Raw genomic sequence first — 22,179 nt, forward strand, 5'->3', positions numbered from 1 at the left:
CTATCGAACTGCCGGAAGGCGTAGAGATGGTAATGCCGGGCGACAACATCAAAATGGTTGTTACCCTGATCCACCCGATCGCGATGGACGACGGTCTGCGTTTCGCAATCCGTGAAGGCGGCCGTACCGTTGGCGCGGGCGTTGTAGCTAAAGTTCTGAGCTAATTGCCGATAACATTTGACGCAATGCGCAATAAAAGGGCATCATTTGATGCCCTTTTTGCACGCTTTCGTACCAGAACCTGGCTCATCAGTGATTTTCTTTGTCATAATCATTGCTGAGACAGGCTCTGTTGAGGGCGTATAATCCGAAAAGCGAATACGCGTTTCGATTTGGTTTGCCTCGCGATCGCGGGGTGAAAATGTTTGTAGAATACTTCTGACAGGTTGGTTTATGAGTGCGAATACCGAAGCTCAAGGAAGCGGGCGCGGCCTAGAAGCGATGAAGTGGGTCGTTGTGGTGGCATTGCTCCTGGTGGCAATTGTCGGCAATTACCTTTATCGCGACATTATGCTGCCGCTGCGTGCGCTGGCCGTAGTAATTCTGATTGCTGCAGCGGGTGGTGTCGCGCTGTTAACGACAAAAGGTAAAGCAACCGTTGCTTTTGCCCGTGAAGCGCGTACCGAAGTCCGTAAGGTCATTTGGCCGACTCGCCAGGAAACATTGCACACCACGCTGATTGTGGCTGCGGTTACCGCAGTAATGTCACTGATCCTGTGGGGACTGGATGGTATTCTGGTTCGCCTGGTATCCTTTATCACTGGCCTGAGGTTCTGAGATGTCTGAAGCTCCTAAAAAGCGCTGGTACGTCGTTCAGGCGTTTTCCGGTTTTGAAGGCCGCGTAGCAACATCGCTGCGTGAGCATATCAAATTACACAACATGGAAGAGTTGTTTGGCGAAGTCATGGTTCCGACTGAAGAAGTCGTTGAGATCCGTGGCGGTCAGCGTCGCAAAAGCGAACGCAAATTCTTCCCTGGCTACGTCCTCGTTCAGATGGTGATGAACGATGCGAGCTGGCACCTGGTGCGCAGCGTACCGCGTGTGATGGGCTTCATCGGCGGTACTTCCGATCGTCCGGCGCCAATCAGCGATAAAGAAGTCGATGCGATTATGAACCGCCTGCAGCAGGTTGGTGATAAGCCGCGTCCGAAAACGCTGTTTGAACCAGGTGAAATGGTTCGTGTTAATGATGGTCCGTTCGCTGACTTCAACGGTGTCGTTGAAGAGGTTGATTACGAGAAGTCTCGTCTGAAAGTCTCTGTTTCTATCTTTGGTCGTGCGACCCCGGTAGAACTGGACTTCAGCCAGGTTGAAAAAGCCTAACACAGCGATCAAAAAAGCGGCGATTAAATCGTTGCACAAGGCGCGAGATTGGAATACAATTTCGCGCCTTTTGTTTTTATGGGCCTTGCCCGTAAAACGATTTTTTATATCACGGGGAGCCTCTCTGAGGCGCTATTACCCAACTTGAGGAATTTATAATGGCTAAGAAAGTACAAGCCTATGTCAAGCTGCAGGTTGCGGCTGGTATGGCTAACCCGAGTCCGCCAGTAGGTCCGGCTCTGGGTCAGCAGGGCGTAAACATCATGGAATTCTGCAAAGCGTTCAACGCAAAAACTGATTCCATCGAAAAAGGTCTGCCGATTCCGGTAGTTATCACCGTTTACGCTGACCGTTCTTTCACTTTCGTTACCAAGACTCCGCCGGCAGCAGTTCTGCTGAAAAAAGCGGCTGGTATCAAGTCTGGTTCCGGTAAGCCGAACAAAGACAAAGTGGGTAAAATTTCCCGCGCTCAGTTGCAGGAAATCGCGCAGACCAAAGCTGCCGACATGACCGGTGCCGACATTGAAGCGATGACTCGCTCCATCGAAGGTACTGCACGTTCCATGGGCCTGGTAGTGGAGGACTAAGAAATGGCTAAACTGACCAAGCGCATGCGTGTTATCCGCGAGAAAGTTGATGCGACCAAACAGTACGACATCAACGAAGCTATCGCTCTGCTGAAAGAGCTGGCGACTGCTAAATTCGTAGAAAGCGTGGACGTTGCTGTTAACCTCGGCATCGACGCTCGTAAATCTGACCAGAACGTACGTGGCGCAACTGTACTGCCGCACGGTACTGGCCGTTCCGTTCGCGTAGCCGTATTTACCCAGGGCGCAAATGCTGAAGCTGCTAAAGCTGCAGGCGCTGAGCTGGTAGGTATGGAAGATCTGGCTGATCAGATCAAGAAAGGCGAAATGAACTTTGACGTTGTTATTGCTTCTCCGGATGCAATGCGCGTTGTTGGCCAACTGGGCCAGGTTCTGGGTCCGCGCGGCCTGATGCCAAACCCGAAAGTGGGTACTGTAACGCCGAACGTAGCTGAAGCGGTTAAAAACGCTAAAGCTGGCCAGATCCGTTACCGTAACGACAAAAACGGCATCATCCACACCACCATCGGTAAAGTGGACTTTGACGCTGACAAACTGAAAGAAAACCTGGAAGCTCTGCTGGTTGCGCTGAAAAAAGCAAAACCTACTCAGGCGAAAGGCGTGTACATCAAGAAAGTTAGCATCTCCACCACCATGGGTGCAGGTGTTGCAGTTGACCAGGCTGGCCTGAGCGCTTCTGCAAACTAATGCCTTTACGTGGGCGGTGATTTTGTCTACAATCTTACCCCCACGTACGTTAACGAAAGTTAGCGGCTAAAAAGATTTGTTCGTTGGAGCCTGGCCTAATCCAGGCCTCCGTCGAAGACCGCAGGTGTTTCGTAAGAGACTTAATACCCTGCGTAGACGGTGACAGAACGCTAAGATTATTTTTTTATATTCTGGCTTGTTTCTGCTCACCGTAATTAAGACGCTCTCTCCGTTTGGAGGAGTGAAGTGAGTTCCAGAGATTTTCTCTGGCAAACATCCAGGAGCAAAGCTAATGGCTTTAAATCTTCAAGACAAACAAGCGATTGTTGCTGAAGTCAGCGAAGTAGCCAAAGGCGCGCTGTCTGCAGTAGTTGCGGATTCCCGTGGCGTAACTGTAGATAAAATGACTGAACTGCGTAAAGCAGGTCGCGAAGCTGGCGTATACATGCGTGTTGTTCGTAACACCCTGCTGCGTCGTGCTGTTGAAGGTACTCCGTTCGAGTGCCTGAAAGATGCGTTTGTTGGTCCGACCCTTATTGCATACTCTATGGAACACCCGGGCGCTGCTGCTCGTCTGTTCAAAGAGTTCGCGAAAGCGAATGCAAAATTTGAGGTCAAAGCCGCTGCCTTTGAAGGTGAGCTGATCCCGGCGTCTCAGATCGACCGCCTGGCAACTCTGCCGACCTACGAAGAAGCAATTGCACGCCTGATGGCAACCATGAAAGAAGCTTCGGCTGGCAAACTGGTTCGTACTCTGGCTGCTGTACGCGATGCGAAAGAAGCTGCTTAATCGCAGTTATCTGTTTAACGCATTCGCTTACGTATAAACTTATTCTGATATTCAGGAACAATTTAAATGTCTATCACTAAAGATCAAATCATTGAAGCAGTTGCAGCTATGTCTGTAATGGACGTTGTAGAACTGATCTCTGCAATGGAAGAAAAATTCGGTGTTTCCGCTGCTGCTGCTGTAGCTGTAGCTGCTGGCCCGGTTGAAGCTGCTGAAGAAAAAACTGAATTCGACGTAATTCTGAAAGCTGCTGGCGCTAACAAAGTTGCTGTTATCAAAGCAGTACGTGGCGCAACTGGCCTGGGTCTGAAAGAAGCTAAAGACCTGGTAGAATCTGCTCCGGCTGCTCTGAAAGAAGGCGTGAGCAAAGATGACGCTGAAGCACTGAAAAAAGCTCTGGAAGAAGCTGGCGCTGAAGTTGAAGTTAAATAAGCCAACCCTTCCGGTTGCAGCCTGAGGAATCAGGCTGATGGCTGGTGACTTTTTAGTCACCAGCCTTTTTGCGCTGTAAGGCGCCAGTAGCGTTTCACACTGTTTGACTACTGCTGTGCCTTTCAATGCTTGTTTCTATCGACGACTTAATATACTGCGACAGAGCGTCCGCTCTGTGTAAATCGCAATGAAATGGTTTAAGCGTGATAGCAACAGGCATTGCGGAAAGTATCCATTTTCCGGTCAACAAAATAGTGTTGCACAAACTGTCCGCTCAATGGACAGATGGGTCGACTTGTCAGCGAGCTGAGGAACCCTATGGTTTACTCCTATACCGAGAAAAAACGTATTCGTAAGGATTTTGGTAAACGTCCACAAGTTCTGGATGTGCCTTATCTCCTTTCTATCCAGCTTGACTCGTTTCAGAAATTTATCGAGCAAGATCCTGAAGGGCAGTATGGTCTGGAAGCTGCTTTCCGTTCCGTGTTCCCGATTCAGAGCTACAGCGGTAATTCCGAGCTGCAATACGTCAGCTACCGCCTTGGCGAACCGGTGTTTGACGTCCAGGAATGTCAAATCCGTGGCGTGACCTATTCCGCACCGCTGCGCGTTAAACTGCGTCTGGTGATCTATGAGCGCGAAGCGCCGGAAGGCACCGTAAAAGACATTAAAGAACAAGAAGTCTACATGGGCGAAATTCCGCTCATGACTGACAACGGTACTTTTGTTATCAATGGTACTGAGCGTGTTATCGTTTCCCAGTTGCACCGTAGTCCGGGCGTCTTCTTCGACTCCGACAAAGGTAAAACCCACTCTTCGGGTAAAGTACTGTATAACGCGCGTATTATTCCTTACCGTGGTTCCTGGCTGGACTTCGAATTCGATCCGAAGGACAACCTGTTCGTACGTATCGACCGTCGCCGTAAACTGCCTGCGACCATCATTCTGCGTGCCCTGAATTACACCACTGAACAGATCCTCGACCTGTTCTTCGAAAAAGTTATTTTCGAAATCCGTGATAACAAGCTGCAGATGGAACTGGTGCCGGAACGCCTGCGTGGTGAAACCGCATCTTTTGACATCGAAGCTAACGGTAAAGTGTACGTAGAAAAAGGCCGCCGTATTACTGCGCGCCACATTCGCCAACTGGAAAAAGACGACGTAAAACTGATCGAAGTCCCGGTTGAGTACATCGCAGGTAAAGTAGTTGCTAAAGACTATATTGATGAGTCTACCGGCGAGCTGATCTGCGCAGCGAACATGGAGCTGAGCCTGGATCTGCTGGCTAAGCTGAGCCAGTCTGGTCACAAGCGTATCGAAACGCTGTTCACCAACGATCTGGATCACGGCCCGTATATCTCTGAAACCTTACGTGTCGACCCAACTAATGACCGTCTGAGCGCACTGGTAGAAATCTACCGTATGATGCGTCCTGGCGAGCCGCCGACTCGTGAAGCCGCTGAAAGCCTGTTTGAGAACCTGTTCTTCTCCGAAGACCGCTATGACCTGTCTGCGGTTGGTCGTATGAAGTTCAACCGTTCTCTGCTGCGTGAAGAAATTGAAGGTTCTGGTATCCTGAGCAAAGACGACATCATTGATGTTATGAAAAAGCTCATTGATATCCGTAACGGTAAAGGCGAAGTCGATGATATCGACCACCTCGGCAACCGTCGTATCCGTTCTGTTGGCGAAATGGCGGAAAACCAGTTCCGCGTTGGCCTGGTACGTGTAGAGCGTGCGGTGAAAGAGCGTCTGTCTCTGGGCGATCTGGATACCCTGATGCCTCAGGACATGATCAACGCCAAGCCGATTTCTGCAGCAGTGAAAGAGTTCTTTGGTTCCAGTCAGTTGTCTCAGTTTATGGACCAGAACAACCCACTGTCTGAGATTACGCACAAACGTCGTATCTCCGCACTCGGCCCAGGCGGTCTGACCCGTGAACGCGCAGGCTTCGAGGTTCGAGACGTACACCCGACTCACTACGGTCGCGTATGTCCAATCGAAACCCCTGAAGGTCCGAACATCGGTCTGATCAACTCCCTGTCCGTGTACGCACAGACTAACGAATACGGCTTCCTTGAGACTCCGTATCGTAAAGTAACCGATGGTGTTGTAACTGACGAAATTCACTACCTGTCTGCTATCGAAGAAGGCAACTACGTTATCGCCCAGGCGAACTCCAACCTGGATGAAGAAGGCCACTTCGTAGAAGATCTGGTAACCTGCCGTAGCAAAGGCGAATCCAGCTTGTTCAGCCGCGACCAGGTTGACTACATGGACGTATCCACCCAGCAGGTGGTATCCGTCGGTGCGTCCCTGATCCCGTTCCTTGAACACGATGACGCCAACCGTGCATTGATGGGGGCGAACATGCAACGTCAGGCCGTTCCGACTCTGCGTGCTGATAAGCCGCTGGTTGGTACTGGTATGGAACGTGCTGTTGCCGTTGACTCCGGTGTAACTGCGGTTGCTAAACGTGGTGGTGTCGTTCAGTACGTGGATGCTTCCCGTATCGTTATCAAAGTTAACGAAGACGAGATGTACCCGGGCGAAGCAGGTATCGACATCTACAACCTGACCAAATACACCCGTTCTAACCAGAACACCTGTATCAACCAGATGCCTTGCGTGTCTCTGGGTGAGCCGGTAGAACGTGGCGACGTGCTGGCAGACGGCCCGTCCACCGATCTCGGTGAACTGGCGCTCGGTCAGAACATGCGCGTAGCGTTCATGCCGTGGAATGGTTACAACTTCGAAGACTCCATCCTCGTATCCGAGCGTGTTGTTCAGGAAGACCGTTTCACCACCATCCACATCCAGGAGCTGGCGTGTGTGTCTCGTGACACCAAGCTGGGGCCAGAAGAGATCACCGCTGATATCCCGAACGTGGGTGAAGCTGCGCTCTCCAAACTGGATGAATCCGGTATCGTTTACATTGGTGCGGAAGTGACCGGTGGCGACATTCTGGTTGGTAAGGTAACGCCGAAAGGTGAAACCCAACTGACCCCAGAAGAGAAACTGTTGCGTGCGATCTTCGGTGAGAAAGCGTCTGACGTTAAAGACTCTTCTCTACGTGTACCAAACGGTGTATCCGGTACGGTTATCGACGTTCAGGTCTTTACTCGCGATGGCGTAGAAAAAGACAAACGTGCGTTGGAAATCGAAGAAATGCAGCTCAAACAGGCGAAGAAAGACCTGTCTGAAGAACTGCAGATCCTCGAAGCGGGTCTGTTCAGCCGTATCCGAGCTGTGCTGGTAGCCGGTGGTGTTGAAGCTGAGAAGCTCGACAAACTGCCGCGCGATCGCTGGCTGGAACTGGGCCTGACCGACGAAGAGAAACAAAATCAGCTAGAACAACTGGCTGAGCAGTATGACGAACTGAAACACGAGTTCGAGAAGAAACTCGAAGCGAAACGCCGCAAAATCACCCAGGGTGACGATCTGGCACCGGGCGTGCTGAAGATTGTTAAGGTATATCTGGCGGTTAAACGCCGTATCCAGCCTGGTGACAAGATGGCAGGTCGTCACGGTAACAAGGGTGTAATTTCTAAGATCAACCCGATCGAAGATATGCCTTACGATGAAAACGGTACGCCGGTAGACATCGTACTGAACCCGCTGGGCGTACCGTCTCGTATGAACATCGGTCAGATTCTGGAAACCCACCTGGGTATGGCTGCTAAAGGTATCGGTGACAAGATCAATGCCATGCTGAAACAGCAGCAGGAAGTCGCGAAACTGCGCGAGTTCATCCAGCGTGCCTACGATCTGGGCGCTGACGTTCGTCAGAAAGTTGACCTGAGTACCTTCAGCGATGAAGAAGTGATGCGCCTGGCTGAAAACCTGCGCAAAGGTATGCCGATCGCAACGCCGGTATTCGACGGTGCGAAAGAAGCGGAAATTAAAGAGCTTCTGAAACTTGGCGACCTGCCGACTTCTGGTCAGATCACCCTGTACGACGGCCGCACTGGTGAACAGTTCGAACGCCCGGTAACCGTAGGTTACATGTACATGCTGAAACTGAACCACCTGGTCGACGACAAGATGCACGCGCGTTCTACCGGTTCTTACAGCCTGGTTACTCAGCAGCCGCTGGGTGGTAAGGCACAGTTCGGTGGTCAGCGTTTCGGGGAGATGGAAGTGTGGGCGCTGGAAGCATACGGCGCGGCATACACCCTGCAGGAAATGCTCACCGTTAAGTCTGATGACGTGAACGGTCGTACCAAGATGTATAAGAACATCGTGGACGGCAACCATCAGATGGAACCGGGCATGCCAGAATCCTTCAACGTATTGTTGAAAGAGATTCGTTCGCTGGGTATCAACATCGAACTGGAAGACGAGTAATTCTCGCTCAAACAGGTCACTGCTGTCGGGGTAAAACCCGGCAGCGGATTGTGCTAACTCCGACGGGAGCAAATCCGTGAAAGATTTATTAAAGTTTCTGAAAGCGCAGACTAAAACCGAAGAGTTTGATGCGATCAAAATTGCTCTGGCTTCGCCAGACATGATCCGTTCATGGTCTTTCGGTGAAGTTAAAAAGCCGGAAACCATCAACTACCGTACGTTCAAACCAGAACGTGACGGCCTTTTCTGCGCCCGTATCTTTGGGCCGGTAAAAGATTACGAGTGCCTGTGCGGTAAGTACAAGCGCCTGAAACACCGCGGCGTCATCTGTGAGAAGTGCGGCGTTGAAGTGACCCAGACTAAAGTACGCCGTGAGCGTATGGGTCACATCGAGCTGGCTTCTCCGACTGCGCACATTTGGTTCCTGAAATCGCTGCCGTCCCGTATCGGTCTGCTGCTCGATATGCCGCTGCGTGATATCGAACGCGTACTGTACTTCGAATCCTATGTTGTTATCGAAGGCGGTATGACCAACCTGGAACGTCAACAGATCCTGACTGAAGAACAGTATCTGGATGCGCTGGAAGAGTTCGGTGATGAATTCGACGCGAAGATGGGTGCGGAAGCTATTCAGGCACTGCTGAAGAGCATGGATCTGGAGCAAGAGTGTGAAACTCTGCGTGAAGAGCTGAACGAAACCAACTCCGAAACCAAGCGTAAAAAACTGACCAAGCGTATCAAACTGCTGGAAGCATTCGTTCAGTCTGGTAACAAGCCAGAGTGGATGATCCTGACCGTTCTGCCGGTTCTGCCGCCAGATCTGCGTCCGCTGGTTCCGCTGGATGGTGGTCGTTTCGCGACTTCTGACCTGAACGATCTGTATCGTCGCGTCATTAACCGTAACAACCGTCTGAAACGTCTGCTGGATCTGGCTGCGCCGGACATCATCGTACGTAACGAAAAACGTATGCTGCAGGAAGCGGTTGATGCCCTGCTGGATAACGGTCGTCGCGGTCGTGCGATCACCGGTTCTAACAAGCGTCCTCTGAAATCTTTGGCCGACATGATCAAAGGTAAACAGGGTCGTTTCCGTCAGAACCTGCTCGGTAAACGTGTTGACTACTCCGGTCGTTCTGTAATCACCGTAGGTCCATACCTGCGTCTGCATCAGTGCGGTCTGCCGAAGAAAATGGCGCTGGAGCTGTTCAAACCGTTCATCTACGGCAAGCTGGAACTGCGTGGTCTTGCTACCACCATCAAAGCTGCTAAGAAAATGGTTGAACGTGAAGAAGCTGTCGTTTGGGATATCCTGGACGAAGTTATCCGCGAACACCCGGTACTGCTGAACCGTGCACCGACTCTGCACCGTCTGGGTATCCAGGCATTTGAACCGGTACTGATCGAAGGTAAAGCTATCCAGCTACACCCGCTGGTTTGTGCGGCATATAACGCCGACTTCGATGGTGACCAGATGGCTGTTCACGTACCGCTGACGCTGGAAGCCCAGCTCGAAGCGCGTGCGCTGATGATGTCTACCAACAACATCCTGTCTCCGGCGAACGGCGAACCAATCATCGTTCCGTCTCAGGACGTTGTGCTGGGTCTGTACTACATGACCCGTGACTGTGTTAACGCCAAAGGCGAAGGCATGGTGCTGACTGGCCCGAAAGAAGCTGAGCGTATTTATCGCGCTGGCCTGGCCTCTCTGCATGCGCGCGTTAAAGTGCGTATCACCGAGTATGAAAAAGATGCTAACGGTGAATTAGTCGCGAAAACCAGCCTGAAAGACACGACCGTTGGCCGTGCCATTCTGTGGATGATTGTACCGAAAGGTCTGCCTTACTCCATCGTCAACCAGGCGCTGGGTAAAAAAGCAATCTCCAAAATGCTGAACACCTGCTACCGCATTCTCGGTCTGAAACCGACCGTTATTTTTGCGGACCAGATCATGTACACCGGCTTTGCATATGCAGCGCGTTCCGGTGCATCTGTTGGTATCGATGACATGGTCATCCCGGAGAAGAAACACGAAATCATCTCCGAGGCAGAAGCAGAAGTTGCTGAAATTCAGGAGCAGTTCCAGTCTGGTCTGGTAACTGCGGGCGAACGCTACAACAAAGTTATCGATATCTGGGCTGCGGCGAACGATCGTGTATCCAAAGCGATGATGGATAACCTGCAAACTGAAACCGTTATTAACCGTGACGGTCAGGAAGAGAAGCAGGTTTCCTTCAACAGCATCTACATGATGGCCGACTCCGGTGCGCGTGGTTCTGCGGCACAGATTCGTCAGCTTGCGGGTATGCGTGGTCTGATGGCGAAGCCGGATGGCTCCATCATCGAAACGCCAATCACCGCGAACTTCCGTGAAGGTCTGAACGTACTCCAGTACTTCATCTCCACCCACGGTGCTCGTAAAGGTCTGGCGGATACCGCACTGAAAACCGCGAACTCCGGTTACCTGACTCGTCGTCTGGTTGACGTCGCGCAGGACCTGGTGGTTACCGAAGATGATTGTGGTACTCATGAAGGTATCATGATGACCCCAGTTATCGAGGGTGGCGACGTTAAAGAGCCGCTGCGCGATCGCGTACTGGGTCGTGTAACTGCTGAAGACGTTCTGAAGCCGGGTACTGCTGACATCCTCGTTCCGCGCAACACACTGCTGCACGAACAGTGGTGTGACCTGCTGGAAGAGAACTCTGTCGACGCGGTTAAAGTTCGTTCTGTTGTATCTTGTGACACCGACTTTGGTGTATGTGCGCACTGCTACGGTCGTGACCTGGCGCGTGGCCACATCATCAATAAAGGTGAAGCTATCGGTGTTATCGCGGCACAGTCCATCGGTGAACCGGGTACACAGTTGACCATGCGTACGTTCCACATCGGTGGTGCGGCATCGCGTGCGGCTGCTGAATCCAGCATCCAGGTGAAAAACAAAGGTAGCATCAAACTCAGCAACGTGAAGTCGGTTGTGAACTCCAGCGGTAAACTGGTTATCACTTCCCGTAACACCGAACTGAAACTGATCGACGAATTTGGTCGTACCAAAGAAAGCTACAAAGTGCCTTACGGTGCGGTACTGGCGAAAGGCGATGGCGAACAGGTTGCTGGCGGCGAAACCGTTGCAAACTGGGATCCGCACACCATGCCAGTTATCACTGAAGTAAGCGGTTTTGTTCGCTTTACTGACATGATCGACGGCCAGACCATTACTCGTCAGACCGACGAATTGACCGGTCTGTCTTCGCTGGTTGTTCTGGATTCTGCAGAGCGTACCGCAGGTGGTAAAGATCTGCGTCCGGCACTGAAAATCGTTGATGCTCAGGGTAACGACGTTCTGATCCCAGGTACTGATATGCCTGCGCAGTACTTCCTGCCGGGTAAAGCGATTGTTCAACTGGAAGATGGCGTACAGATCAGCTCTGGTGACACTCTGGCGCGTATTCCGCAGGAATCTGGCGGTACTAAAGACATCACCGGTGGTCTGCCGCGCGTTGCAGACCTGTTTGAAGCTCGTCGTCCGAAAGAGCCGGCAATCCTGGCTGAAATCAGCGGTGTCGTTTCCTTCGGTAAAGAAACCAAAGGCAAACGTCGTCTGGTTATCACCCCGGTAGACGGCAGCGAACCGTACGAAGAGATGATTCCGAAATGGCGTCAGCTCAACGTGTTCGAAGGTGAACGTGTAGAACGTGGTGACGTTATTTCCGACGGTCCGGAAGCACCGCACGACATTCTGCGTCTGCGTGGTGTTCATGCTGTTACTCGTTACATCGTTAACGAAGTACAGGACGTATACCGTCTGCAGGGCGTTAAGATTAACGATAAACACATCGAAGTTATCGTTCGTCAGATGCTGCGTAAAGCCACCATCGTTAACGCAGGTAGCTCCGACTTCCTGGAAGGCGAACAGGTTGAATACTCTCGCGTCAAGATCGCAAACCGCGAACTGGAAGCGAACGGCAAAGTGGGGGCAACTTACTCCCGCGATCTGCTGGGTATCACCAAAGCGTCTCTGGCAACCGAGTCCTTCATCTCTGCAGCATCGTTCCAGGAAACTACACGTGTCCTGACCGAAGCCGCTGTTGCAGGTAAACGTGATGAACTGCGCGGTCTGAAAGAGAACGTTATCGTTGGTCGTCTGATCCCAGCCGGTACGGGTTATGCGTATCACCAGGATCGTATGCGCCGCCGTGCCGCAGGTGAGGCTCCGGCTGCACCGCAGGTGACTGCAGAAGACGCATCTGCCAGCCTGGCAGAACTGCTGAACGCAGGTCTGGGTGGTTCTGACAACGAGTAATCGTTAATCCACAAATAACTTAAAAACCCGCTTCGGCGGGTTTTTTTATGGGTTTAGTTCAGAATTCATATAGTTAACCAGAAATATTAAGAAAGGCAGGGCGAAACGAGGAAGAAGCTTTTCGCCCTGGACAACATTCCTGCTGACGGCACAACCATAAAAAAACGGAAGACTTTCAACAAGTTTCCGTTTTCCATCTTTCGTAACTGCTCGGAATAAATTTATGTTCTTACATTCAGTTTCAAAACCGTTGCGAGGCGCGTCCCAGATAGCTGTCCCAGTCTTTCCATACCGGCTGCAAGCCCTGGGCGGTCAACGCGGCGGCAACAACTTCTGGCCTGCGATCGTCGTGCGGTGAGAATTGTTCCAGTTCAGGGTGACCGTCGGCATAGCCACCTGGCTGCGTTTTCGAGAAGGCGCTGACGTTATTTATTGCCAGCGGAATAACGCGATCGCGAAACCACGGTGATTCCCGCGTGGAGAGTGAGAGTTCAATCTCCGGCGCAAACAGGCGGAAGGAGCAGATGGTTTGCACTAGCTGGCGTTCATCCATAATCGACGCTGGTTCAATGCCGCCAGTACATGGCCGCAACCGTGGGAAGGAGACAGAGTAGCGGCTTTGCCAGTAATGCTGTTGCAGCCACAGCAAATGCTCGGCAACCATGTAGCAGTCAACGCGCCAGTTGTCGGAAAGGCCGATTAGCGCGCCAAGGCCTATCTTATCAATCCCCGCACGACCCAGTCGGTCTGGTGTTTCCAGTCGCCAGAAGAAGTCCTGTTTTTTCCCTTTCAGATGATGGCGGGCATACGTCGCCTCGTGATATGTCTCCTGATAAACCATTACCCCATCCAGACCAAGTTGCTTTAACTCGGCGTATTCCGCTTCTGTCAGTGGTTGTACTTCCATCTGTAGCGAAGAGAACTGTTCACGCAGGATAGGAAGGTGGCGACGAAAGTAATCCATCCCTACTTTCGCCTGATGTTCACCGGTGACCAGCAACAGATGCTCAAAGCCCATTGCCTTAATAGCGGCGCTTTCCCTGGAGATGTCTGCTTCATCCAGCGTTTTGCGCTTGATGCGATTGCTCATGGAAAATCCACAATAGGTGCAGTCGTTAGCACAAAGATTAGAAAGATAGAGCGGGACGTAGAAGTTGACGGTATTGCCAAATCGTTGGCGTGTCAGACGTTGCGCCCGTTGGGCCAGTGGTTCCAGATAATCACTGGCGGCAGGTGAGAGCAATGCCATCATGTCGTCGCGGGTGAGTGACGGCGCATTTAGCGCCCGCTCTACGTCAGCGGCCGTTTTACTGTTGATGCGCAGACGGATGTCGTCCCAGTCCAGTTCTCGCCAGCGATTGCTGAAGGTTTTCATGCTGAAACCTCCAGAAATCCGGTCAGTGGGCTGGTGGCATGAGCAAAGCTACTTCGGCTGCCAGGCCCAGCCTGACGCGCCAGCAGGCCAGCTTCTACTGCCAGACGAAATGCTTTTGCCATGTTGATGGGATCGTCCGCGACGGCAATCGCTGTATTTACTAATACGGCGTCGGCCCCCATTTCCAGCGCCTGCGCGGCATGACTCGGAACGCCGATGCCCGCATCAACCACCACCGGAACCGTGGCTTGCTGGATAATAATCTCCAGCATGGCGCGGGTTTCCAGTCCCTGATTAGAGCCAATTGGTGCGCCGAGCGGCATTACCGCCGCGCAACCGACTTCTTCCAGACGTTTGCACAATACCGGATCGGCACCGCAGTAAGGCAGCACGACAAACCCCTGCTGCACCAGTGTTTCGGCGGCTTTCAGGGTTTCGATGGGATCGGGCAACAACCAGCGGGCATCAGGGTGAATCTCCAACTTCAGCCAGTGTGTGCCTAACGCCTCACGTGCCAGGTGAGCAGCGAAAATGGCTTCTTCTGCTGTTTTCGCCCCGGAAGTATTCGGCAGCAGCGTCATACCCGCAGCGATAAGCGGATCGAGGATAGCGTCGTTGTGCTGGCGCAAGTCGACGCGTTTCATTGCCAGCGTCACCAGTTGACTGCCGGAAGCGCGGATCGCCTCCACCATCAGTTGCGAAGAGGCGAATTTCCCGGTGCCGGTAAACAGATGTGAATCAAACGTTTTGTCCGCAATACGTAACATCTCATCCCCCTGCAATAACCTGAAAAAGCAGGATCTGGTCGCCATCCTGCACGATATGTTGCGCCCATTGCTCGCGCGGGACGATTTGTTGATTAATCGCCAGCGCTGCGCCCGCTTGTTGTTGATTGAGTTGCTCCAGCAGCTCGTGAACAGTTTGTCCGGCGGCGAACTGCATCGGTTGATCGTTAAACAGGATCTGCATTGCATCCTCCACATACAGGGCATTCTGTGGCGCAGCGCAACGCCAGGCTGCGCCACTGGTTCGATTTACCGTCGAACAAACGGAGTTCTCCCGCAGGTGTCTCTATATCGCTTAATAACTTAATTGCTTCCAGTGCCTGCAAAGTACCCATAACCCCGACTACCGGGCCAACCACGCCCGCCGTGCGGCAGTTGCGTTCAGGCTCCAGGTTATCCGGCCACAGACAGCGATAACACCCCTGTTCCCAGGGCGGCGTCAGTACCATCAACTGACCACCAAAACCGACCGCGCTGGCGGTGATAAGCGGCGTGTTGAGTGCCACGCAGGCGGCGTTAATCTCCTGGCGAGTCGCCATATTGTCGGTACAGTCGAGCACCACATCGGCTTGTGCTACCGCATCTTTTAAGGCATGACCCGTTAGCCGTTGTTGTAATGCCATCAGTTGAATATCGGGATTCAATTGCGTCAGTCGCTGTTGGCAGACCTGCGATTTCGGGCGGTCGATATCTTCAGTGGTAAAGAGGATTTGCCGCTGCAGATTACTCAAATGCACATCGTCGTCATCTGCCAGCACCAGAGTTCCGATACCAGCGCCAGCCAGGTACAGCGCAGCAGGCGTACCCAGCCCGCCAAGGCCGATAATCAGCACCTGGCTGTCGAGCAGTTTTTGCTGGCCTTCAATGGCGATGTCATCGAGCAGGATTTGGCGGCTATAACGCATAAAATCACGGTCATTCATCGCCAACTCCTGCAATTTCCAACAACTGAGCTGTTGCCGTACGCCAGTCTGTCGCCTGGGTAATGGCACTGACGACGGCGATGCTACCGACACCCGTCGCCATCACCGCAGGTGCGCGCGCCAGACTGATACCGCCAATCGCCACGGTGGGATAATCAGCTAGGCGCTCAATGTGCCGAGCCAGTTGCGCCAGCCCCTGCGGCGCGGAAGGCATCTGTTTGGTTTGCGTGGGGAACACATGCCCCAGTGCGATATAAGAAGGGCGTGCTGCCAGCGCGACGTCGATTTCCATGTCATCATGGGTCGAAACGCCCAGCCGCAGGCCTGCCGCGCGGATAGCGGCGAGATCGGTGGATTGCAAATCTTCCTGCCCCAGATGGACACCATACGCCTGATGCCTGATCGCCAGTTGCCAGTAATCGTTGATAAACAGTCGTGCGTTATAGCGGTGACCCAGTTCAATTGCCGCTACGACATCAGCTTCCACCTCTTCATCGCGCTGATCTTTAATGCGTAGCTGGAGGGTGCGCACGCCCGCGTCCAGCATGCGTTCGATCCACTGCACACTGTCCACTACTGGATACAGCCCTAAACGAAAAGGTACACGAGGAAAATCAGGCTGATACATCATGCTTCCTCCTTACGCAGGTAGATTTCTCCGCCTCTGGCGCGGAAGTTCTCCGACATATCCGCCATTCCTACTTCAATGGTTTGCGCGGCGGCATAATCGCGCACTTCCTGGCTGATTTTCATCGAGCAGAATTTCGGTCCACACATCGAGCAGAAATGGGCGACCTTGCCAGACTCTTGCGGCAGGGTTTCATCGTGGTAAGCGCGGGCGGTAAACGGATCGAGGGCCAGATTAAACTGGTCTTCCCAGCGAAATTCGAAACGGGCTTTCGACATGGCGTTATCGCGAATTTGTGCGCCCGGATGCCCCTTTGCCAGGTCGGCGGCGTGGGCGGCAATCTTATAGGTGATAAGTCCCTGCTTAACGTCTTCTTTATTGGGCAGACCCAGGTGCTCTTTTGGCGTTACGTAGCAGAGCATCGCGCAGCCAAACCAGCCAATCATCGCTGCGCCAATCCCCGAAGTGAAATGGTCATAGCCCGGCGCAATGTCGGTAGTCAGCGGCCCGAGGGTATAGAACGGTGCTTCGTGGCAGTGCTCTAACTCCTCGGTCATATTGCGGCGAATCATTTGCATCGGCACATGCCCGGGGCCTTCAATCATCACCTGCACGTCATACTCCCAGGCGATTTTGGTCAGTTCGCCCAGCGTATGCAGCTCGGCAAACTGTGCTTCATCGTTAGCATCCTGAATCGAACCGGGACGCAGGCCATCGCCCAGCGACAGCGAAACGTCATAAGCGGCGCAGATTTCACAAATTTCGCGGAAGTGTTGATAGAGGAAGTTTTCCTGATGATGGGAGAGGCACCATTTCGCCATAATCGAACCGCCGCGCGACACAATACCGGTCAGACGTTTAGCGGTCATTGGCACGTAGCGCAGGAGAACGCCCGCATGAATCGTGAAGTAATCCACACCTTGCTCGGCCTGTTCCAGCAGCGTGTCTCGGAACGTTTCCCAGGTAAGATCTTCTGCGATCCCGTTAACCTTTTCCAGCGCCTGATAGATCGGCACAGTACCGATCGGCACCGGGCTGTTGCGCAAAATCCACTCGCGGGTTTCGTGAATATAGCGACCGGTAGAGAGATCCATCACAGTATCCGCTCCCCAGCGCGTGGACCACACCAGTTTTTCCACTTCTTCTTCAATGGAAGAGGTGACCGCTGAGTTGCCGATATTGGCATTCACTTTCACCAGAAAGTTGCGACCAATGATCATTGGCTCAGATTCCGGATGATTGATATTGGCGGGGATAATGGCGCGTCCGGCAGCGACTTCGTCACGGACAAACTCCGCGGTGATATTTTCCGGCAGGCGAGCACCAAAGCTCATACCCGGATGCTGGTGGCGCAAAACTTCGCTACGGATGCGCTCGCGCCCCATGTTCTCGCGAATGGCGATGAACTCCATCTCCGGCGTGATGATGCCCCGGCGGGCGTAGTGTAACTGCGTAACGCGATGGCCTGCTTTGGCGCGTTTTGGCGTTAATACGCCGCTAAAACGCAGTTCATCGAGGCCATCATCCGCCAGTCGCGCTTTAGTGTAATCGGAACTGCGAACGGTGAGTGCTTCAGTGTCGCCGCGTGCATCGATCCACGGCTGGCGCAGTTTTGCCAGCCCTTGCTGTACGTTAATCGCGATTTGCGGGTCGCCATACGGGCCGGAGGTATCGTAGACCGGAATCGCTTCATTTTCTTCGTACTGTGGCTGTTCTTTGCTGCCGCCGATTAGCGTCGGGCTAAGCTGGATCTCACGCATCGGTACGCGCACGCCAGGATGTGTGCCGGTGATGTAAATCCGTTTTGAGTTGGGAAAGGCGGTGCCTTCCAGGGTATCGATAAAATGTTGGGCCTGGGCGCGTTGCTCGCGGCGGGTCAGTTTTGTTGCAGACATAGCTCATTCCAAAAGTTAAGGACGTGGCTTGTCAGACGACGGATGAAGCAAGAGATGATCGCCGCAAAGGCGATGCAATAGCAGATTAACTCTTGTTCCCTTCGCAGGTATTAGCCTGATCAGGTTCCGCGGATCCCGAATGAACGGTCTCAGCCAGTTAAGGCACTCCGACAAGAAATTAGCCCCGCAAACGGGGCGTTGAATGTAAATTACGCGTTAACAGCGCATAATTCAAGCAAGATGTTTGAGGCGGGCAGCGTCAAGCACCAGCAGAATTAGCTTATCTTCCAGCACAAAGCGTGCTTCCAGCGCTTCACCGATGTCAGATAAAACCTGTTGAAACTCAAGATAATTATCATGATCTATGGCGGTTTCCAGACTGGAATCGTAGTAATCCATAATCTGCTGCGTGTTGGCTTCCAGTTGCGGCCAAATCTTCGCGGCGCGAGCGAGCTGCCCGTTGCCTTCCAGTTTATGCAGAATGCGCTCATAAATACTGAAATGCCCGGCAGAAAGGTAATCGACCAGACTCTGGCAAAAATCATCAAGGGCTTTTTCGTTTAGCCTCATGTACGATTCTTTGCCAGGCTTAATGCCAACCAAATTGTAGTAAGCCACGAGCAGATGCTTACGTACATGTAGCCAGCGATCAACCAGTTTGTTACTTCCTCTGACGTGTTCCGTCAGGTTATCGAGCTGGTTAAGCATGATTGACTCCGCAAGTTTGTCTTCAAAAACTGCTCAGTGAGAATGTAAAAAACATGTTAAACATGCCAGTGAAGCAAAGGTAGTGCAAGAGCTATGGATCGTATAATTGAAAAATTAGATCACGGTTGGTGGATAGTCAGCCATGAGCAAAAATTATGGTTGCCGAAGGGAGAATTGCCATATGGCAAAGCGGCAAATTTTGATCTTGTGGGTCAGCGCGCACTGCAGATAGGCGAATGGCAAGGAGAACCTGTTTGGCTGGTACAACAGCAGCGTCGCCATGATATGGGCTCGGTGCGCCAGGTTATTGATCTGGACGTCGGGCTGTTTCAATTAGCCGGACGCGGCGTGCAACTGGCGGAGTTTTACCGTTCGCATAAATACTGCGGATATTGCGGGCATGAAATGTACCCAAGCAAAACCGAATGGGCGATGCTGTGCAGCCACTGCCGTGAGCGTTACTACCCACAAATCGCTCCCTGCATTATCGTTGCCATCCGTCGCGATGATTCGATCCTACTTGCCCAGCATACCCGGCATCGTAACGGTGTCCATACGGTACTCGCCGGATTTGTCGAAGTCGGAGAAACCCTCGAACAGGCGGTCGCGCGGGAAGTGATGGAAGAGAGTGGCATCAAAGTCAGGAATTTGCGTTATGTGACCTCTCAGCCGTGGCCGTTTCCTCAGTCGCTGATGACTGCGTTTATGGCGGAGTATGACAGTGGTGACATCGTGATTGATCCGAAAGAAGTGCTGGAGGCGAACTGGTATCGCTACGACGATTTACCATTATTGCCACCACCGGGCACTGTGGCGCGCCGTCTGATAGAAGATACGGTGGCGATGTGTCGGGCAGAGTATGAGTGATGATACACTGACCGCCTGACGCACTAAGGAACAGCCAAAATGACCGAACTCAAAAACGATCGTTATCTGCGGGCGCTGCTGCGCCAGCCCGTTGATGTCACTCCAGTATGGATGATGCGCCAGGCGGGTCGCTACCTACCGGAATATAAAGCTACTCGCGCTCAGGCGGGCGATTTTATGTCGTTGTGCAAAAACGCCGAGCTGGCGTGCGAAGTCACCTTGCAGCCGCTACGTCGCTATCCGCTGGACGCGGCGATTCTGTTTTCCGATATTCTCACCGTTCCGGATGCAATGGGGTTAGGACTCTATTTTGAAGCCGGAGAAGGCCCGCGATTCACCTCGCCAGTCACCTGTAAAGCAGACGTCGATAAACTGCCGATTCCGGATCCGGAAGATGAACTGGGTTACGTGATGAACGCAGTACGTACCATTCGTCGCGAACTGAAAGGCGAAGTACCACTAATTGGTTTTTCCGGCAGCCCGTGGACGTTGGCGACCTACATGGTGGAAGGCGGTAGTAGCAAAGCTTTCACCGTGATCAAAAAAATGATGTATGCCGATCCGCAAGCGCTGCATGCGCTACTCGATAAATTGGCGAAAAGCGTCACCCTGTACCTGAACGCGCAAATCAAAGCCGGTGCGCAAGCGGTGATGATTTTCGACACCTGGGGCGGCGTGCTCACCGGGCGTGACTATCAACAGTTCTCGCTCTACTACATGCATAAAATTGTCGATGGGTTGCTGCGTGAAAACGACGGCCGCCGTGTGCCGGTAACACTGTTTACCAAAGGCGGTGGACAGTGGCTGGAAGCGATGGCGGAAACTGGTTGCGATGCGCTGGGTCTCGACTGGACAACGGATATCGCTGATGCGCGCCGCCGCGTGGGTAATAAAGTCGCGTTGCAGGGCAATATGGACCCATCGATGCTGTATGCGCCGCCAGCCCGCATTGAAGAAGAAGTGGCGACAATTCTTGCCGGTTTCGGTCATGGTGAAGGTCATGTCTTCAACCTTGGTCACGGCATTCACCAGGATGTACCGCCAGAACATGCCGGTGTCTTTGTGGAGGCAGTACATCGGTTGTCCGAACAGTACCACCGTTAAGGAGTGATTATGGATCTCGCGTCATTACGCGCTCAACAACTTGAACTGGCCTCTTCTGTGATCCGCGAGGATCGACTCGATAAAGATCCTCCGGATCTGATCGCCGGAGCCGATGTTGGGTTTGAGCAGGGCGGAGATGTGACGCGAGCGGCGATAGTGCTGCTGAAATATCCCTCTCTTGAGCTGGTGGAGTATAAAGTGGCTCGCATCGCCACCACCATGCCTTACATTCCTGGTTTTCTTTCCTTCCGCGAATATCCTGCGCTGCTGGCCGCGTGGGAGATGCTGTCGCAAAAACCGGATTTAGTGTTTGTCGACGGTCATGGGATCTCGCATCCGCGTCGTCTTGGCGTCGCCAGTCATTTTGGCTTATTAGTCGATGTGCCAACCATTGGCGTGGCGAAAAAACGGCTATGCGGTAAATTCGAACCACTCTCCAGCGAACCGGGCGCGCTGTCGCCGTTGATGGACAAAGGCGAGCAACTGGCCTGGGTCTGGCGTAGCAAAGCGCGCTGTAATCCGCTGTTTATTGCTACTGGTCATCGGATCAGCGTGGATAGCGCGCTGGCGTGGGTACAACGCTGCATGAAAGGCTATCGTCTGCCAGAACCAACGCGCTGGGCGGATGCTGTGGCCTCGGAACGTCCGGCGTTCGTGCGCTATACAGCAAATCAGCCCTAATTCAGGTAAACTGCGGATAATTTCCGTATTTGAGAACTCAACATGTTACAAAACCCGATTCATCTGCGCTTGGAGCGTCTGGAAAGCTGGCAGCACGTTACTTTTATGGCCTGCTTATGCGAACGCATGTACCCCAATTACGCCATGTTCTGCCAGCAAACCGGCTTCGGTGATGGGCAGATTTACCGTCGCATTCTTGATCTCATCTGGGAAACGCTGACTGTCAAAGACGCAAAAGTGAATTTCGACAGTCAACTGGAGAAATTTGAGGAAGCTATCCCTTCAGCAGATGATTTCGATCTGTACGGTGTTTATCCGGCAATCGATGCCTGCGTGGCGTTAAGTGAACTGGTTCATTCGCGTTTGAGTGGCGAAACACTGGAACACGCTGTGGAAGTCAGTAAGACTTCCATCACCACCGTTGCGATGCTGGAAATGACCCAGGCTGGTCGCGAAATGAGCGATGAAGAGCTGAAAGAAAACCCGGCCGTTGAGCAAGAATGGGACATTCAGTGGGAAATATTCCGACTTTTAGCCGAGTGCGAAGAACGCGACATTGAGCTGATAAAAGGCCTTAGGGCAGACCTGCGTGAGGCGGGTGAGAGCAATATTGGTATAATTTTTCAGCAATAAGACCAGAAAACGTGAATTAACGCCTGATTTGTCGTACCTGGAGTCTTCCCTTTCGCCCCCCGTCTGGTCTACATTTGGGGGGCGAAAAAAAG

19 protein-coding genes, 1 pseudogene and 1 riboswitch are annotated in these 22,179 nt (G+C 52.7%); of the genes and pseudogenes, 13 read left to right on the plus strand and 7 right to left on the minus strand.

What is annotated here, in order from left to right; translation table 11 throughout:
- The 9 genes and pseudogenes from tuf to rpoC all read left to right on the plus strand — a co-directional run.
- Positions 1–164, plus strand: a pseudogene (tuf, locus tag C7B16_RS20505) (elongation factor Tu); the annotation flags it as partial.
- 229 nt (positions 165–393) lie between these two features.
- The gene (secE, locus tag C7B16_RS20510) at positions 394–777 is read left to right on the plus strand and encodes a preprotein translocase subunit SecE (RefSeq protein WP_001275702.1); all 384 of its coding nucleotides are present in this window, start codon (positions 394–396) and stop codon (positions 775–777) included.
- A 1-nt stretch (position 778) separates the two neighbouring features.
- Positions 779–1,324: a transcription termination/antitermination protein NusG gene (gene nusG / locus C7B16_RS20515; RefSeq protein WP_001287521.1), complete on the plus strand. Its 546-nt coding sequence runs from the start codon at positions 779–781 to the stop codon at positions 1,322–1,324.
- 158 nt (positions 1,325–1,482) lie between these two features.
- On the plus strand, positions 1,483–1,911 hold the full coding sequence (gene rplK / locus C7B16_RS20520) for a 50S ribosomal protein L11 (protein ID WP_001085926.1): 429 nt from the start codon (positions 1,483–1,485) through the stop codon (positions 1,909–1,911).
- Positions 1,912–1,914: 3 nt separating this feature from the next.
- Positions 1,915–2,619 carry a 50S ribosomal protein L1 gene (gene rplA / locus C7B16_RS20525; protein ID WP_001096679.1) on the plus strand — a complete coding sequence of 235 codons (705 nt, stop codon included), beginning with the start codon at positions 1,915–1,917 and terminating at the stop codon, positions 2,617–2,619.
- Between the two features lie 292 nt (positions 2,620–2,911).
- Positions 2,912–3,409, plus strand: coding sequence for a 50S ribosomal protein L10 (gene rplJ / locus C7B16_RS20535; protein WP_001207201.1), 498 nt, complete (start codon positions 2,912–2,914; stop codon positions 3,407–3,409).
- A 66-nt stretch (positions 3,410–3,475) separates the two neighbouring features.
- Positions 3,476–3,841 (plus strand): 50S ribosomal protein L7/L12, encoded by a 366-nt coding sequence (gene rplL, locus C7B16_RS20540; RefSeq protein ID WP_000028878.1) that lies wholly within the window; start codon positions 3,476–3,478, stop codon positions 3,839–3,841.
- Between the two features lie 318 nt (positions 3,842–4,159).
- Positions 4,160–8,188: a DNA-directed RNA polymerase subunit beta gene (gene rpoB / locus C7B16_RS20545; protein WP_001314338.1), complete on the plus strand. Its 4,029-nt coding sequence runs from the start codon at positions 4,160–4,162 to the stop codon at positions 8,186–8,188.
- Between the two features lie 76 nt (positions 8,189–8,264).
- Positions 8,265–12,488, plus strand: a complete 4,224-nt coding sequence (gene rpoC, locus C7B16_RS20550; protein ID WP_000653962.1) for a DNA-directed RNA polymerase subunit beta' — start codon at positions 8,265–8,267, stop codon at positions 12,486–12,488.
- A gap of 241 nt (positions 12,489–12,729) precedes the next feature.
- On the opposite strand, the gene thiH is transcribed toward rpoC, so the two are convergent.
- From thiH to C7B16_RS20590, 7 genes are all read right to left on the minus strand, one after another.
- Entirely contained in the window at positions 12,730–13,863 is a 1,134-nt protein-coding gene (gene thiH / locus C7B16_RS20560; protein WP_000847549.1) for a 2-iminoacetate synthase ThiH, read from the minus strand.
- On the minus strand, positions 13,860–14,630 hold the full coding sequence (gene thiG, locus C7B16_RS20565) for a thiazole synthase (protein ID WP_016262756.1): 771 nt from the start codon (positions 14,628–14,630) through the stop codon (positions 13,860–13,862). The genes thiH and thiG overlap by 4 nt, the downstream gene beginning before the upstream one ends.
- A 1-nt stretch (position 14,631) precedes the next feature.
- Positions 14,632–14,832, minus strand: coding sequence for a sulfur carrier protein ThiS (thiS, locus tag C7B16_RS20570; protein ID WP_001166252.1), 201 nt, complete (start codon positions 14,830–14,832; stop codon positions 14,632–14,634).
- On the minus strand, positions 14,816–15,571 hold the full coding sequence (thiF, locus tag C7B16_RS20575; protein ID WP_107180075.1) for a thiazole biosynthesis adenylyltransferase ThiF: 756 nt from the start codon (positions 15,569–15,571) through the stop codon (positions 14,816–14,818). Before thiF ends, thiS begins: the two co-directional genes overlap by 17 nt.
- Entirely contained in the window at positions 15,564–16,199 is a 636-nt protein-coding gene (gene thiE / locus C7B16_RS20580; RefSeq protein WP_107180081.1) for a thiamine phosphate synthase, read from the minus strand. The genes thiF and thiE overlap by 8 nt, the downstream gene beginning before the upstream one ends.
- Positions 16,199–18,094 carry a phosphomethylpyrimidine synthase ThiC gene (gene thiC / locus C7B16_RS20585; protein ID WP_001517538.1) on the minus strand — a complete coding sequence of 632 codons (1,896 nt, stop codon included), beginning with the start codon at positions 18,092–18,094 and terminating at the stop codon, positions 16,199–16,201. Before thiC ends, thiE begins: the two co-directional genes overlap by 1 nt.
- A 79-nt stretch (positions 18,095–18,173) precedes the next feature.
- A riboswitch (TPP riboswitch) is annotated at positions 18,174–18,274 on the minus strand.
- A 51-nt stretch (positions 18,275–18,325) separates the two neighbouring features.
- On the minus strand, positions 18,326–18,802 hold the full coding sequence (locus C7B16_RS20590) for an Rsd/AlgQ family anti-sigma factor (RefSeq protein WP_000934291.1): 477 nt from the start codon (positions 18,800–18,802) through the stop codon (positions 18,326–18,328).
- 93 nt (positions 18,803–18,895) lie between these two features.
- Here C7B16_RS20590 and nudC point away from each other — a divergent pair, with 93 nt between their 5' ends.
- Genes nudC through C7B16_RS20610 form a run of 4 tightly spaced genes read left to right on the plus strand, consistent with a single transcriptional unit; the run spans position 18,896 to position 22,087 of the window.
- Entirely contained in the window at positions 18,896–19,669 is a 774-nt protein-coding gene (gene nudC / locus C7B16_RS20595) for an NAD(+) diphosphatase (protein WP_107180076.1), read from the plus strand.
- 39 nt (positions 19,670–19,708) lie between these two features.
- A complete protein-coding gene (gene hemE / locus C7B16_RS20600) occupies positions 19,709–20,773 on the plus strand; it encodes a uroporphyrinogen decarboxylase (protein WP_000137657.1) in 1,065 nt (354 codons plus the stop codon).
- Between the two features lie 9 nt (positions 20,774–20,782).
- Complete coding sequence (nfi, locus tag C7B16_RS20605; protein ID WP_107180077.1) at positions 20,783–21,454, plus strand: deoxyribonuclease V; 672 nt, start codon at positions 20,783–20,785, stop codon at positions 21,452–21,454.
- A gap of 42 nt (positions 21,455–21,496) precedes the next feature.
- Positions 21,497–22,087: a YjaG family protein gene (locus C7B16_RS20610; protein WP_000940106.1), complete on the plus strand. Its 591-nt coding sequence runs from the start codon at positions 21,497–21,499 to the stop codon at positions 22,085–22,087.
- The last annotated feature ends 92 nt before the right edge of the window (positions 22,088–22,179 follow it).

The sequence above is a fragment of the Escherichia sp. 20412-1 genome (assembly GCF_003027595.1).
Lineage (GTDB): Bacteria > Pseudomonadota > Gammaproteobacteria > Enterobacterales > Enterobacteriaceae > Escherichia > Escherichia marmotae.

What these genes read in the sequence shown, in the direction of transcription:
- nfi (WP_107180077.1), top strand. Translation starts at nt 20,783, where the DNA reads ATGGATCTCGCGTCATTACGCGCTCAACAACTTGAACTGGCCTCTTCT.
- rpoB (WP_001314338.1), top strand. Translation starts at nt 4,160, where the DNA reads ATGGTTTACTCCTATACCGAGAAAAAACGTATTCGTAAGGATTTTGGT.
- thiF (WP_107180075.1), bottom strand. Translation starts at nt 15,571, where the DNA reads ATGAATGACCGTGATTTTATGCGTTATAGCCGCCAAATCCTGCTCGAT.
- rplL (WP_000028878.1), top strand. Translation starts at nt 3,476, where the DNA reads ATGTCTATCACTAAAGATCAAATCATTGAAGCAGTTGCAGCTATGTCT.
- secE (WP_001275702.1), top strand. Translation starts at nt 394, where the DNA reads ATGAGTGCGAATACCGAAGCTCAAGGAAGCGGGCGCGGCCTAGAAGCG.
- hemE (WP_000137657.1), top strand. Translation starts at nt 19,709, where the DNA reads ATGACCGAACTCAAAAACGATCGTTATCTGCGGGCGCTGCTGCGCCAG.
- nusG (WP_001287521.1), top strand. Translation starts at nt 779, where the DNA reads ATGTCTGAAGCTCCTAAAAAGCGCTGGTACGTCGTTCAGGCGTTTTCC.
- thiE (WP_107180081.1), bottom strand. Translation starts at nt 16,199, where the DNA reads ATGTATCAGCCTGATTTTCCTCGTGTACCTTTTCGTTTAGGGCTGTAT.
- thiC (WP_001517538.1), bottom strand. Translation starts at nt 18,094, where the DNA reads ATGTCTGCAACAAAACTGACCCGCCGCGAGCAACGCGCCCAGGCCCAA.
- rplJ (WP_001207201.1), top strand. Translation starts at nt 2,912, where the DNA reads ATGGCTTTAAATCTTCAAGACAAACAAGCGATTGTTGCTGAAGTCAGC.
- rplA (WP_001096679.1), top strand. Translation starts at nt 1,915, where the DNA reads ATGGCTAAACTGACCAAGCGCATGCGTGTTATCCGCGAGAAAGTTGAT.
- C7B16_RS20610 (WP_000940106.1), top strand. Translation starts at nt 21,497, where the DNA reads ATGTTACAAAACCCGATTCATCTGCGCTTGGAGCGTCTGGAAAGCTGG.
- C7B16_RS20590 (WP_000934291.1), bottom strand. Translation starts at nt 18,802, where the DNA reads ATGCTTAACCAGCTCGATAACCTGACGGAACACGTCAGAGGAAGTAAC.
- thiG (WP_016262756.1), bottom strand. Translation starts at nt 14,630, where the DNA reads ATGTTACGTATTGCGGACAAAACGTTTGATTCACATCTGTTTACCGGC.
- thiS (WP_001166252.1), bottom strand. Translation starts at nt 14,832, where the DNA reads ATGCAGATCCTGTTTAACGATCAACCGATGCAGTTCGCCGCCGGACAA.
- rplK (WP_001085926.1), top strand. Translation starts at nt 1,483, where the DNA reads ATGGCTAAGAAAGTACAAGCCTATGTCAAGCTGCAGGTTGCGGCTGGT.
- nudC (WP_107180076.1), top strand. Translation starts at nt 18,896, where the DNA reads ATGGATCGTATAATTGAAAAATTAGATCACGGTTGGTGGATAGTCAGC.
- thiH (WP_000847549.1), bottom strand. Translation starts at nt 13,863, where the DNA reads ATGAAAACCTTCAGCAATCGCTGGCGAGAACTGGACTGGGACGACATC.